Raw genomic sequence first — 13088 nt, 5'->3', positions numbered from 1 at the left:
ATCACAGATTCCGCTTATATTCGTATATTCCCATACGATTATTAAACAAATATATAAACGGGTATAATAATTTATAAACAATAGGTGCTAAGGACAACATACTTCCTGTAAAATTAATCAATCCAGTCTGTTTAAGCTTAGGATTCATAACTACAATTTCATGACCGTCCTTAGTTCCCCACTGAAAAGAAACATTCATTTTACTAAGCATATCATGTTGTTTAGTGCGTTTCGCCACATATGGAGAAATCATATCAAGATATAACGTAAACTCTTCAAAAGAATCAGTCAGCAAGCCTAAAAACTGCTTCATTTCATCCAATGTAAGATACATAACTACACCTTCACTAACAAGCAGTAGTTTTCGTCCATTTATCTCAATATTTTTAGTCCACAATTCATCAGTTATAGAACTCACTAAATTATGGACTCGTTCATGAGGCTCAAAAAATTGTGTACGTGCTTCAATCACTCCGGCAAAATCGATATTATACCAATCAATATAACCGTTGTCGACTCGATAAAACATAGTATCTAAACCGGCACCTAATGATACGACGATACAATCTGGATATAGAGATATAAAGTTTCGTATCTCTTCATCGATTACTTTTGCTCGTCCTAAAATTCCATAATAAGACATCTTAACATCTTTAAATTGATCAAAATCATAATCAATATGCTTTAAAATATCCCAGGATTTCTGATCCTTTAATACAGATTGATCTGACTCATAATCTTTCGCTCTTGCATATAGTGTCAATAATGCCGTTTCGCCTACAGCGTTTAAATCAAGTTTCATAGTTACACCTTCTTTGTAAAAATACAAAATGTAAATGGTGTTCATACCTATGAATGTCTTCAATATACAACTTTTATATTATTTTATTATTATAACACATATGATTTCTAATCAGCATCTATGGTAAAAAAGAACATCGCCACCACATGTTTAGCAAACTAATTTTAGATAAAAATTCTAACCGTAGAGTTAACATAATAGTGACGAGTTCTTTTTGATTCTAATAGTTTATTTTACAATACTACCATAACAAACCCATGTTTGAGCTTTATCGATATGAGCTGGTACAGTTTGACCAATTGATAGGGAGTCATCCTTAGGGAATAAAACCATTTTATTACCAGATGTACGACCGAACCACATGTCTTCATCACGAGGACTTGGTCCCTCTACAATAATATCAAATACTTGTCCTTCCATAGGTTTATTTAATTCATAAGAGATTTCATTTTGTACATCCATCAATGTTTGTAAGCGAACGCGCTTAATCTCTTCTGGAATTTGATCATCCATAGTTGCTGCTGGCGTTCCAGATCGCTTAGAGTAGATAAACGTATACGCCATGTCATAGCGCACATCTTTTAATAATTGTAATGTAGCTTGAAAATCTTCCTCAGTTTCTCCTGGGAAACCTACAATAATATCCGTAGTCACCACCACATCTTTTATTTTTTCACGGCAATAAGAAAGTAATTCTTTATAATGCTCTACCGTGTAATGACGATTCATTTTCTTTAAAATACGATTGGAACCAGATTGAATAGGTAAATGTAAATGCGTCACAATATTGGATGACCTACCAAGAGCATCAATCATAGACTTACTCATATCTTGAGGATGACTTGTCATATAGCGAATACGTTCTATACCAGGAATACCATCAAGAGCATCAATTAATGTACCAAAATCTGTACCATCTTTAAAATCTAGGCCATAAGAGTTTACATTTTGCCCCAATAAAGTGATCTCTTTAAATCCTTTAACCCCTAGGTCTGTAACCTCTTTAACAATGGCCTCTACAGGACGGCTAATCTCTCTACCACGTACATGGGGAACAATACAATAGGTGCAAAATTTATTACAGCCATTCATAATAGGTACCCATGCATAAAAAGAGCCATTTGGTTTTGCCTCTAATTCAGGCAATACAGAGTTATCCATATCTACGCTGATTTGATGCGTATGTCCATGTTGTACTTCTTCAATCATCTCGTTAATATGTTGAATATTATGAGTACCCAATACAATATCAATATGAGGAGCTCGTTTAAACATTTCTGCTTGATTTTTTTGAGCCATACATCCTGTGACGGCGATAATCAAGTTTTTATTATTACGTTTTAGTCTTTTTAGCTCACCTATACGCCCATAAACTTTAGTTTCTGCATTTTCACGCACTGCACAAGTATTTAGCAGAATTAAATCTGCAGTTTCAACATTCTCTGTTGGTATATACCCAACAGATTCCAGCTGATGCGATAATCGCTCAGAGTCGGCGGTATTCATTTGACAACCATAGGTGTAAATATAATAAGACTTCATTCTAACTCCTACACTTTAACAATCTTACGTTTTGTTTCAATAATATTCTTAACTTTAATGGACATGCGTTCAATAGACATGCCGGTAATATATTCAATTTCATTGCGAACAGATTTTTGTACCTGTTGCATCAACGGTTTAACAGGATATCCATGTTCAATAACTACAGCCATATCAACAACAAGACCGTTTTGACCTTTGTCGCTTTTTTTAAAAGAAATTATACTGGTCTCATCGACACCAGCTACTTTTTTTAACCCATTTCTAATCAATTTAATAATTACTTCATCGTCAAAAGTGAGTCGACCATAGTAGCTAAAAGCAGGCCGTACAACAGAACGTTCAAATCCTTCAGAACCAATTTGACCTAAGGTATCTTGATCTTGTTTTTTCAAAGTCCTGCGGCGCCACATGGTTTTGATTGGATCAATCAAATACCCCCTAAAGTGTGGCTTTAATTCCATAGTCGGCACAGGAATTATATGTTTACCCTCTTTAAGACGTGCATGTTGTGCCTTTTCAATTTCCTTAGGTGTTGCAACATCTTCTATACGAATATATCGATCAGGTTCTTGTAAGCCTAAAGCTTTAGTAATCTTCTTAACCATATTATCAGAAGTGCCGATAATCATAAGCTTATTAGGTTTAATCTTATCTAATTGTTCTCGTACGGATTTAACTTGTACTTCGTCTTGAAAAATAGCACGACGAACAGCTTTTAAACGACTAGACTCTTTTTTTGCAGAAAAGCCAGCTACAATTTTATTATCATGAATCAAAATACCATCATCGATGATACATTCAATTTTATTTTCATGAGCAACTACGAGGGCACGATGACTTTTACCTGTGCCACTACTACCTACAAAAGCAACGACTTCCATAGCCTACCTCGTCATTTATAACAAACTAATAAATTCTGATACATCCTTACCAGATACTAAGTAATCACCAAATCTATCAGGTTTCTTGCCTACAATACCATGGTAATCAGAACCACCAGTAATAAATAGCTTATGCTTTTTAGCGAATTCTTTATATCGCTCCACATCATCATCATTATGCTTTGAGTGATATACCTCCATACCATCAAAATCATAATTTAACATTTCCAACACATATTCATCACTAGTAACCAATTTAGGATGAGCCATAACAGCAAGTCCTCCAGCTTTATGTATAATATCAATAATATAAGGAACCTCTACTTTTACCTTAGGAACATAGCAAGGACTATCTTTTCGAAGAATACCTTTAAATACATCATTAATATCCTTGGCATAACCACCATCAATTAAAAGTTTACCAATATGTGGGCGACCATAAGCTTTAGTATCAGGAAATTGTTTAATGAGCTCTTCTTTTGTAATATAATATCCTTCATTATTACAACGACGGATAATTTCATCGATACGTTCTTCACGTTTTCCTTTAAAAAACGTAATAAAATCGATTAAATCTTTATTATTTTCATCAAAACAATATCCTAAAATATGAATTGACTTATCTTTATAATCAGCACTAAATTCACAGCCATTTACGATTTTAATAGATTCATTAGGATCTAACTTCTTTTGAGCAGCACGCAATGCTTGAATGCCGTCTATTTCATCATGATCGGTTAAAGCCATCATAGATACATTACAGTCTATGGCATGTTGCAATAGATCTTTAGGTGTTTCAACACCATCTGAAAAGATGGAATGCATATGAAAATCTACAAGCATATAGCACCTCCATTCCAAATATTCTATCATTTAATTATGACTTATTTAATCTATTAATTCAAGTTTAGAAAGAAAAATTGCGACCCTAATGAACATTCACTAGAATCGCAATTCTATTATAAGTTTTGAAGCAATTCTGTTACTTTATCAGATACAGAATCAATAGCACATGGAAGAGCTTCTCCAGACTTACGGATTTGAATTTCTACTTCGTTATTCTCAAGAGTATTTTTACTTACTGTAATGCGAAGTGGATAACCAATCAAATCAGCATCTTTGAACTTAACACCTGCACGATCTTTACGATCATCTAACAATACATCTACACCAGCATTTTGTAATGCAGTATAAATAGTTTGACTAGTAGACATTAATGCTTCGTCTTTTGCATTAATTGGAACAATAACTGCTTCAAATGGAGCGATAGAACGTGGCCAAATAATACCATTTTCATCGTGATATTGCTCAATAGCAGCAGCTAGTGTACGAGATACACCGATACCATAGCAACCCATAATCATTGGATTAGGACGACCATTTTGATCTAAGAATGTAGCTTGTAATGCTTCAGAATACTTTGTACCCAATTTAAATACTTGACCCACTTCGATGCCTTTAGCATGTTCTAAAGCACCCCCACATTTAGGACACACATCGTCCTTCGTGATTAAACGAATTGGAGCAACAATAATATCTTCTACATTAAAGTCCCGTTTTGGATTGATATTAACGTAGTGAGCATCTTTTTTATTAGCGCCACCACAAACATTGTAAGTTTCCATAACAGATTCATCAACAACAATAGCAAATTCTTCTGTTTGTTTTAAACCAATAGGACTGATGAAACCAGCTATTAAACCTACTTTTTCCAATTCTTCAGGGGTGGCCATCTCAGGCTCTACAGCACCAAGAACGGCATGTTGTACAGCGACTTCATTTACTTCATGGTCACCACGAACAATGGCTAATACCACTTTACCATCAATAGAAAATACTACCGCTTTGATAGTTTTATGTAATGGTAAATTTAACATGTCTGCCACAGCTTCAATAGAACTTGCATTTGGTGTATCCACAACAGATAACTCATGAAGAACTTCTTCGTCTTGCTTCATGATACCAGGCTTGCCGATTTCAATGTTAGCTGCATAATCACACTTAGTACAATATACGATATCAGCTTCACCAGCTTCGGCAATGGCCATGAACTCATGCGTACCACTACCACCGATTGCACCACTATCAGCCTCTACTGGGCGGAATGTAAGACCACAACGTGTAAAAATACGTGTATATGCATCGTACATAGATTTATAGGATTCATCTAAACCCGCTTCATCTACATCAAAAGAATAAGCATCTTTCATAATGAATTCACGGCTACGCATCAAGCCATAACGTGGACGACGCTCATCACGGAATTTACTTTGAATTTGATATAAGTTGACTGGTAATTGACGATATGAGTTAATCTCATTTTTAACGAGGGTTGTAATCATCTCTTCATGTGTTGGTCCTAGACAAAACTCATTATCATGACGATCATTGATACGCATCATTTCTGCGCCATATGCGTTCCAACGGCCAGACTCTTTCCAAATTTCTGCAGGCTGTAAAATTGGCATCATAATTTCTTGAGCACTAGCACGATCCATTTCTTCACGTACAATAGCTTCAATCTTTTTAATACTTCTCCAACCTAATGGTAAAAAACTATATAAACCATTTGCAGTTTTACGCATAAAACCAGCGCGAAGCATAAGCTGTTGGCTTACTACATCAGCGTCAGATGGAACCTCACGCAATGTAGGTGCATATAATTTAGTGGCTAACATAAAGACTCCTCATCTAAATTTTCTAAATATTGGTCAATTTCTCTAAACAATGTATCTACTAATTCGGCTTCTGGTACAGTCTTAATAACTTTCCCTTTACGGAAAATAATACCTTGACCATCACCACCAGCAATACCAAAGTCGGCCTCACGCGCTTCCCCTGGACCATTTACAACACACCCCATAACGGCAACCTTAATAGGCGCTTTTATGGATGCTAGACGTTCTTCTACAATACCAGCCATATCAAATAAATTTACTTGGCAACGACCACATGTAGGACAAGATATCATAGTGGCCCCAAAATTTCTTAATCCTAAGTTACTTAAAATACTTCTACCTACTTCAATTTCGTGAATTGGATCTCCAGTTAAGGATACCCGTAATGTATCACCAATGCCATCGAGCAATAATGCACCAATCCCCATAGCAGATTTAATAGTGCCTTGTTTAATAGTACCAGCTTCTGTTACCCCTAAATGTAACGGATAAGGAATCTTATCAGATAACTTACGATATGCTTCCACCATTAGAGGTACTTCCGTGGCTTTAATGGATAATTTCATTTGACGATAATCGAGTTTTTCTAAAATTCTTACGTGTTCTAAAGCTGTTTCAACCATACCATCCGCTGTAGGATGTCCTCCATGAGCATCGAGAATATGCTTTGGTAAAGAGCCTGCATTAACACCAATGCGAATTGGGATTTGTTTAGGTTTTGCCTTTTCAATAACGGCTAAAACCTTATCTTCACCACCAATATTTCCTGGATTAATGCGCAATCCATCAACATTATTTTCAATAGCTTCTAAAGCTAATCTATAATCAAAGTGAATATCGGCGATCAAAGGAATTGAAATGCCCGCTCTAACAGCCTTTAAAGCCTTTGCAGATGCCATTGTAGGAACGGCGACACGAACCAGTTCACAACCAGCCTCTGCTAAATGATTAATTTCTGCAATTGCCTTCTCTGTATGTACTGGATCCGTAGTAATCATAGATTGAATACTTACCGGTGCATAATCGCCGATTTTAACTGTACCTACATAGATACCATTTGTTGGTTTACGTACAATCATTGTAATCTCCCATCTGTCTTATAGTAAACGGAAAATATCCTGCGTTGTTACATATAAGAATAATGCTACCATTAAGGCAACCCCAACCATTTGTATATACATAAGAGCTTTAGCAGGTAATCTACGGCCTGTTATAGCTTCCGCCAAGATAATAATCAAGTGACCACCATCTAAAACAGGTAATGGTAAAAGATTAATAACCCCTAAGTTAATACTAAGGAATGCAGCAAAACTTAATAGTGGTGCAAATCCTGATTGTGCAATAGTACCTGCCATTTGGGAAATTCCTACTGGACCAGATAATTCGGCTGCTTGTGTGCCACGAATCATATCATAAATCCCACTGACCATAGCAACAATAGTTTGCCCCGTCCGACTAACAGCAAGGCTCAAAGATTCACCAATACTATAAGTTTCACGAGTAAAGCTAGGGTAGATGCCAATCTTAGGACTATCTTGTTCCATTTTAGGTATTACCGTAGTCTCTATAGTTTTTCCTTCACGCTCTACAACAACAGTTACACCATGGTTTGCTGTGCCTTGTAAACTAGGACGAATATCATCCCAAGTACTAATTTTTTTACCATCAATCGTAATAATTCTATCGTTAGCTTCTAAATGAGCCTGCTCTGCAGAACTACCCGCAATAATGTTACCAATTACAGGTTCATTTGTATATGTAAGATTTCCTACAGTCACATTTAGGCCAAAGAAAAGTACAATGGCTAATATAAAGTTAAATACAGCCCCTGCAGAAATAACAATAAATTTTTTCCACGCAGGTTTATTATAAAAGGAGCGCTCATTAAGAGGCTCGTCAGGTGTCATACCAGCAATACGATTAAATCCTCCAAGAGGAATTATACGAATAGAATATAAAGTTTCCCCTTTTTGTACTTTAAATATAGCTGGACCAAAACCTATAGCAAATTCATCAACTTGCATACCTGACATCTTAGCTGTAATAAAATGGCCTAATTCATGAATAAACACGATTAAACCAAATACAAATATTGTGGCTAATGCCGTAATCATATATTCTCCTATAACATCAACGATGTTGCCTTTTCACGGGCCCATCTATCGATGGATAATAAATTATCTAATGTAAAATCATCTTCTGGTCCCATAGATTCAAGAACAGAAGTAACGACTTTATAAATATCACCAAAGGCGATTTTATCTTCTAAAAAGGCATATACTGCCGTTTCATTAGCTGCATTAAATACAGCAGGTTTAAATCCACTAGCACGTCCCACCTCATACGCAAGTCGAAGTGCAGGAAAATCGTCATACCGTGGAGGTAAAAACTCCAATTGTAGTGCTTGACTAAAATCAAGATGATTCATACTTAAAACTTCACGTTTGGGATACGTCAAAGCATATTGAATGGGCTCGCGCATATCTGGATTACCCATTTGCGCTAATATCGCACCATCCTTCATACGTATCATAGAATGAACAATACTTTGAGGATGTACTACTACATCAATATGATCAAAATCAAAACCAAATAACCAATGAGCTTCTATTACCTCTAAGCCTTTATTGAATAAAGAGGCAGAGTCTATAGTTATTTTATTACCCATATTCCAGGTAGGATGTCGCAAACAATCTGCAGCAGTTGCAGTTTGAATTTTACTAGAATCCCATGTGCGTAAAGGTCCACCAGAAGCAGTGACAATTAAAGAATCAACATTGTCACGTTTCTGTCCTTCTAAGCACTGAAATATAGCACTATGTTCACTATCGATAGGTAGGATTTGTACGCCATGTTCTTTAGCTAAAGCCGTAATTAATGGACCTCCAGCAACAAGAGTTTCTTTATTAGCAAGACCTATAGTCTTCCCTTGTTTTATAGCTTCCACTGTAGGCTCAATTCCCGCAGCACCTACAATAGCAGTAACAATCATTGTTGCTTCTTGAATTGTAGCTGCTGCAATGAGGGCTTCCTTACCACCTATCAATTTTGTAGGACCTGTATAGCGTGCTTGTAATTCTTTAAAAGCACCTTCATCTACAAGACCAGCCACCAAAGGTTTATATTCTTTAATCTGATGTTCTAAGAGGTCAATATTATGATGTGCCACTAAGGCAACCACCTTGAATTGATCTGGATGTTGAGACACCACATCAAGCGTCTGTGTACCGATTGAGCCAGTACTGCCGATAATACTTAGGTATTTCATAAGTGTACCTCTATAAAATTAGTACGAAAATAGCAATATATATACTAATGTAATGGGAGCCGCAAATAATAAACTATCAAAGCGATCCAATACACCGCCATGACCTGGTAATAATGTACCAGAATCTTTTACATTACATAGTCGTTTAATCTTTGATTCAAACAAATCACCTAATGGTGCTAATATACCGCTAATCATACCTACATGGATTCCCATCCACCAAGGAATGCCAACGATATACGAAAATACTGCACCTGTAAGGATACAGCCGATAAATCCACCAATAAAACCTTCTAGTGTTTTATTAGGACTAATGGATGGTACTATTTTACGTTTACCAAAAGCTCGACCTGAAAAGTATGCAAAGGTATCGCTAGCCCAAGTAGTAAACAATAATAACCAAAGTGTAATAGTGCCCCAGTTATATAGTTCAAAAGGCATTGATAAATCCATGTAAATTGAGTCATGACGAATCAAGAGTAATGAAGTCATACCCATACCAATATATAATAAACCAAATACACTAAAGGATACACTAGACATCGAGTACTTAGTTTCACCAAATGTACACAACATATAATTGGCAAATAAACTTAATACTAAAATAGCTATAGCTATAATATACTGATGACATGCAAGAGCAATCATTAGCAATAAAATGCTAATATATCCCCATATAATGGATATCCGAACACGTTTAGCTTTACCAAGTAATACAAACTCACGCCACCCTAATAAAGCTAAAAGTGTAATTAGCACATCATATACTAATCCACCAAATGTAATGGCCCCTAAGGCAATAATAAAACCAATAACAGCGGTAATAACACGTGTTTTTAACATTTTTTATTCCTCATCACATAAGCCACCAAATCGGCGTTCTCGTTTCTGATATGCCGCCACAGCTTCAAGTAAAGTTTCCTTAGTAAAATCTGGCCAATGCAAATCGGTAAACCAAAATTCAGCATACGCTAGTTGCCATAACAAAAAATTACTAATTCTAAAATCACTACTAGGACGAATTAATAAATCTACATCACTAAACTCTTTAGTGAATAATTGAGAACTTACATATTCTTCAGTAATTTTGTCCATTGTAATAACGCCATCCGCAACGGATTTTACAATGTCGCGGATAGTTCTAACTATTTCATCACGCCCACCATAGTTAATCGCTAACTGTAATGTGAGGCCTGTATTATTCTGAGTTAATAATTCTGCATCTTGAATGATTTTTTGTAGGTTTTCTGAAAGCCCTCCAATAAAACCAATAAATCGAATGCGTACATTATGTTCATGCATATACTTAACATTATTATTTAAGTATTCTTTTATGAGAGACATAAGTAAAGAAACTTCCTGTTCAGGACGTTTCCAGTTCTCCGTGGAGAAACCATATACCGTAAGAGCTCTAATTCCGATCTCATCTGCGGCCATAACAATTTCTTTTAATACATCTGCACCAGCACGATGCCCCATGGAGCGCGGCATGCCTCTGCGTTTAGCCCATCGTCCATTACCATCCATAATAATAGCAACATGTTGTGGAATTATATTACGATCAATGACAGGCGTATCAGAACGTTTACGGTTAAATAATTTCTTTAGCATAGTCTACCTCGATAGAATTTCCGAAGTCGCTGGCAATCATTGGTCTATATAGTAGTATATGTAAGCACTCATCAACCTTTGTAATACGTGCCACATAAAATCCTTTATCTGAAATTTCAAAGAAGCGATTAAAGGATCCACCAATCATTACCTTAAAAGGAATATGGGCAGCCTGCAAACGAGACTTTGCAAGCTGCCATGGTATTCCAATAAGGCTATTAGAATCAAACATTATACTTCTAATACGTCCTTTTCTTTTACTACTTTTAACTCATCGATTTGCTTAACTTTAGCATCGGTAAGCTTTTGGATTTGATCTAAACCGTCTTTAGCATCATCTTCAGTAATCGTTTTAGCTTTCTCTTCTTTTTTTAATGCTTCATTTACATCGCGACGAATGTTGCGCACTGCAACTTTTGCATCTTCAGCCTTTTTATGAACTACTTTAACGATTTCTTTACGACGTTCCTCAGTTAATTGAGGAATACTTAAACGAATTTGTGCACCATCATTACCAGGGTTCAAACCTAAATCAGATTGTAAAATTGCTTTTTCAATAGCACCAATCATTGTTTTATCCCAAGGTGCAATCACAATCATGCGAGGTTCAGGCACGGAGATATTCGCAACTTGATTAATGGGTGATGGACTTCCATAGTAATCAACCATTACTTTATCAAGTAGTGCTACACTAGCACGGCCTGTACGAATAGATGCGAATTCATGTTTTAAAGCCTCAATAGACTTATTCATGCGGTCTTCTGCTTGTTGTAACAATTCTTTAATTTCCATATGAATTATTCTCCTCGAACAATGGTCCCTATTTCTTCACCTTTAGCAGCTTTTGTAATATTACCAGGAATATCCATGCTAAATACAATAATAGGAATATTGTTATCTTTACATAAAGTTGTAGATGTAGCATCCATTACTTTTAATTCTTTTGTGATAATCTCGTTATATGTTAATTCATCAAATTTAACAGCATTAGGATTTGTCTTAGGGTCAGAATCATATACGCCATCTGCAAATTTCTTTGCCATTAAAATAGCATCGGCTTCAATTTCAGCGGCCCGTAATGCAGCTGTTGTATCTGTAGAGAAGTAAGGTTTACCAAGGCCAGCACCGAAGATAACGATACGTTTTTTTTCTAAATGACGAATAGCGCGACGACGAATATAAGGTTCTGCAATTTCTTGCATTTCAATAGCTGTTTGAACACGTGTATCTACACCAGCTTGCTCTAATGCATCTTGCAATGCTAAGGAGTTCATCACTGTTGCTAGCATCCCCATATAGTCAGCAGTAGCACGATCCATACCTTGATTGCTACCAGCTAAACCTCTCCATAGGTTACCGCCACCAACAACAATCGCGATTTCTAAATCAGTGGATTTTGCTAAAGCAGCAATTTCTTTTGCAAATTCTTCAACAACATCAGGATTAATACCAAAACCTTGTTCACCTGCTAATGCTTCACCACTCAACTTTAAAACAATACGTCGAAACTTTCTTTTTGCCATATTTTTACTCCTCTATTGCAAAATAAGAGAACACTGTACGGTGTTCTCTTATTGTTTATTAATTATTTACCAACAGATGCCATTACTTCTGCTACGAAGTCATCTTGGCGTTTTTCAATGCCTTCACCTAAACCATAGCGAACAAAACGACGTACGTTGATGTTTTCACCGATTTTTGCAATACTTTCATTAATGATGTCTGTAACAGTTTTATCGCCATCTTTAATGAATACTTGTTCTAATAGGCAATTTTCTTTATAGAATTTTTCAATACGACCTGCAACCATTTTTTCTAAAACAGCTTCAGGTTTTGGTTTACGACCAGCTTTAACGTCTTCTTCAGCTTCTACTTTAGCTTGTTCCAATAATACTTGTTTTTCGTGTTCAATTACTTCAGTAGGAACTTCTTCACGGTTCAAGTATGTAGGATTTACAGCTGCAATTTGCATTGCGATGTCGCGTGCTAAATTTTGGAAATCATCAGTTTTTGCAACGAAGTCAGTTTCACAGTTAACTTCCACTAAAACACCGATACGACCACCAGCATGAATGTAGGATTGTACTACACCTTCAGCTGCAATACGACCAGCTTTTTTAGCTGCCGCAGCCAAACCTTTTTCACGAAGAAGGTCAACCGCTTTATCGATATTACCGTCAGTTTCAACCAATGTTTTTTTAGCGTCCATCATACCTGCGCCAGTCATGTCGCGCAATTCTTTTACCAAAGCAGCAGTAATTGCCATTATTTTGTTCCTCCTAGTATTAATTAAGGTAAGGATA

General features: G+C 36.2%; 14 protein-coding genes. All 14 read right to left on the bottom strand.

Annotated features, from left to right (window positions below; all coding sequences use genetic code 11):
• Nucleotide 1: 1 nt before the first annotated feature.
• The 14 genes from AAA071_RS01395 to tsf all read right to left on the bottom strand — a co-directional run bounded on the left by AAA071_RS01395 (nucleotide 2) and on the right by tsf (nucleotide 13051).
• Nucleotides 2–802 (bottom strand): class I SAM-dependent methyltransferase, encoded by an 801-nt coding sequence (locus AAA071_RS01395; protein WP_004697379.1) that lies wholly within the window; start codon nucleotides 800–802, stop codon nucleotides 2–4.
• A gap of 228 nt (nucleotides 803–1030) precedes the next feature.
• The gene (gene miaB, locus AAA071_RS01390) at nucleotides 1031–2344 is read right to left on the bottom strand and encodes a tRNA (N6-isopentenyl adenosine(37)-C2)-methylthiotransferase MiaB (protein WP_004697437.1); all 1314 of its coding nucleotides are present in this window, start codon (nucleotides 2342–2344) and stop codon (nucleotides 1031–1033) included.
• Between the two features lie 8 nt (nucleotides 2345–2352).
• Complete coding sequence (locus AAA071_RS01385) at nucleotides 2353–3228, bottom strand: Asp23/Gls24 family envelope stress response protein (protein WP_004695710.1); 876 nt, start codon at nucleotides 3226–3228, stop codon at nucleotides 2353–2355.
• A gap of 15 nt (nucleotides 3229–3243) precedes the next feature.
• On the bottom strand, nucleotides 3244–4071 hold the full coding sequence (locus AAA071_RS01380) for a PHP domain-containing protein (RefSeq protein ID WP_004695708.1): 828 nt from the start codon (nucleotides 4069–4071) through the stop codon (nucleotides 3244–3246).
• Nucleotides 4072–4187: 116 nt separating this feature from the next.
• Nucleotides 4188–5906 carry a proline--tRNA ligase gene (locus AAA071_RS01375; RefSeq protein ID WP_008600855.1) on the bottom strand — a complete coding sequence of 573 codons (1719 nt, stop codon included), beginning with the start codon at nucleotides 5904–5906 and terminating at the stop codon, nucleotides 4188–4190.
• Complete coding sequence (gene ispG, locus AAA071_RS01370) at nucleotides 5900–6985, bottom strand: flavodoxin-dependent (E)-4-hydroxy-3-methylbut-2-enyl-diphosphate synthase (RefSeq protein ID WP_195213232.1); 1086 nt, start codon at nucleotides 6983–6985, stop codon at nucleotides 5900–5902. The genes AAA071_RS01375 and ispG overlap by 7 nt, the downstream gene beginning before the upstream one ends.
• 18 nt (nucleotides 6986–7003) lie before the next feature.
• Nucleotides 7004–8020 carry an RIP metalloprotease RseP gene (gene rseP, locus AAA071_RS01365; protein ID WP_077708387.1) on the bottom strand — a complete coding sequence of 339 codons (1017 nt, stop codon included), beginning with the start codon at nucleotides 8018–8020 and terminating at the stop codon, nucleotides 7004–7006.
• Nucleotides 8021–8028: 8 nt separating this feature from the next.
• Nucleotides 8029–9174 carry a 1-deoxy-D-xylulose-5-phosphate reductoisomerase gene (locus tag AAA071_RS01360; protein WP_008713852.1) on the bottom strand — a complete coding sequence of 382 codons (1146 nt, stop codon included), beginning with the start codon at nucleotides 9172–9174 and terminating at the stop codon, nucleotides 8029–8031.
• Nucleotides 9175–9192: 18 nt separating this feature from the next.
• On the bottom strand, nucleotides 9193–10017 hold the full coding sequence (locus AAA071_RS01355) for a phosphatidate cytidylyltransferase (RefSeq protein WP_008713850.1): 825 nt from the start codon (nucleotides 10015–10017) through the stop codon (nucleotides 9193–9195).
• Nucleotides 10018–10020: 3 nt separating this feature from the next.
• Complete coding sequence (uppS, locus tag AAA071_RS01350; RefSeq protein ID WP_008713849.1) at nucleotides 10021–10785, bottom strand: undecaprenyl pyrophosphate synthase; 765 nt, start codon at nucleotides 10783–10785, stop codon at nucleotides 10021–10023.
• Nucleotides 10766–11017 (bottom strand): hypothetical protein, encoded by a 252-nt coding sequence (locus tag AAA071_RS01345; RefSeq protein WP_004697100.1) that lies wholly within the window; start codon nucleotides 11015–11017, stop codon nucleotides 10766–10768. The genes uppS and AAA071_RS01345 overlap by 20 nt, the downstream gene beginning before the upstream one ends.
• Complete coding sequence (gene frr, locus AAA071_RS01340) at nucleotides 11017–11577, bottom strand: ribosome recycling factor (RefSeq protein WP_008713847.1); 561 nt, start codon at nucleotides 11575–11577, stop codon at nucleotides 11017–11019. The genes AAA071_RS01345 and frr overlap by 1 nt, the downstream gene beginning before the upstream one ends.
• A 5-nt stretch (nucleotides 11578–11582) precedes the next feature.
• Nucleotides 11583–12308 (bottom strand): UMP kinase, encoded by a 726-nt coding sequence (pyrH, locus tag AAA071_RS01335; RefSeq protein ID WP_008713845.1) that lies wholly within the window; start codon nucleotides 12306–12308, stop codon nucleotides 11583–11585.
• A gap of 62 nt (nucleotides 12309–12370) precedes the next feature.
• On the bottom strand, nucleotides 12371–13051 hold the full coding sequence (tsf, locus tag AAA071_RS01330; RefSeq protein ID WP_349234003.1) for a translation elongation factor Ts: 681 nt from the start codon (nucleotides 13049–13051) through the stop codon (nucleotides 12371–12373).
• Between the last annotated feature and the right edge of the window lie 37 nt (nucleotides 13052–13088).

The organism is Veillonella parvula, from assembly GCF_040097785.1.
Taxonomy (GTDB): domain Bacteria; phylum Bacillota; class Negativicutes; order Veillonellales; family Veillonellaceae; genus Veillonella; species Veillonella parvula_D.
This window is presented reverse-complemented; position numbering and strand designations above follow the sequence as displayed.

Bases quoted from the DNA above. Each gene is read 5' to 3' on its own strand.
- AAA071_RS01395 (WP_004697379.1), bottom strand. From the start codon at position 802: ATGAAACTTGATTTAAACGCTGTAGGCGAAACGGCATTATTGACACTA.
- miaB (WP_004697437.1), bottom strand. From the start codon at position 2,344: ATGAAGTCTTATTATATTTACACCTATGGTTGTCAAATGAATACCGCC.
- AAA071_RS01385 (WP_004695710.1), bottom strand. From the start codon at position 3,228: ATGGAAGTCGTTGCTTTTGTAGGTAGTAGTGGCACAGGTAAAAGTCAT.
- AAA071_RS01380 (WP_004695708.1), bottom strand. From the start codon at position 4,071: ATGCTTGTAGATTTTCATATGCATTCCATCTTTTCAGATGGTGTTGAA.
- AAA071_RS01375 (WP_008600855.1), bottom strand. From the start codon at position 5,906: ATGTTAGCCACTAAATTATATGCACCTACATTGCGTGAGGTTCCATCT.
- ispG (WP_195213232.1), bottom strand. From the start codon at position 6,985: ATGATTGTACGTAAACCAACAAATGGTATCTATGTAGGTACAGTTAAA.
- rseP (WP_077708387.1), bottom strand. From the start codon at position 8,020: ATGATTACGGCATTAGCCACAATATTTGTATTTGGTTTAATCGTGTTT.
- AAA071_RS01360 (WP_008713852.1), bottom strand. From the start codon at position 9,174: ATGAAATACCTAAGTATTATCGGCAGTACTGGCTCAATCGGTACACAG.
- AAA071_RS01355 (WP_008713850.1), bottom strand. From the start codon at position 10,017: ATGTTAAAAACACGTGTTATTACCGCTGTTATTGGTTTTATTATTGCC.
- uppS (WP_008713849.1), bottom strand. From the start codon at position 10,785: ATGCTAAAGAAATTATTTAACCGTAAACGTTCTGATACGCCTGTCATT.
- AAA071_RS01345 (WP_004697100.1), bottom strand. From the start codon at position 11,017: ATGTTTGATTCTAATAGCCTTATTGGAATACCATGGCAGCTTGCAAAG.
- frr (WP_008713847.1), bottom strand. From the start codon at position 11,577: ATGGAAATTAAAGAATTGTTACAACAAGCAGAAGACCGCATGAATAAG.
- pyrH (WP_008713845.1), bottom strand. From the start codon at position 12,308: ATGGCAAAAAGAAAGTTTCGACGTATTGTTTTAAAGTTGAGTGGTGAA.
- tsf (WP_349234003.1), bottom strand. From the start codon at position 13,051: ATGGCAATTACTGCTGCTTTGGTAAAAGAATTGCGCGACATGACTGGC.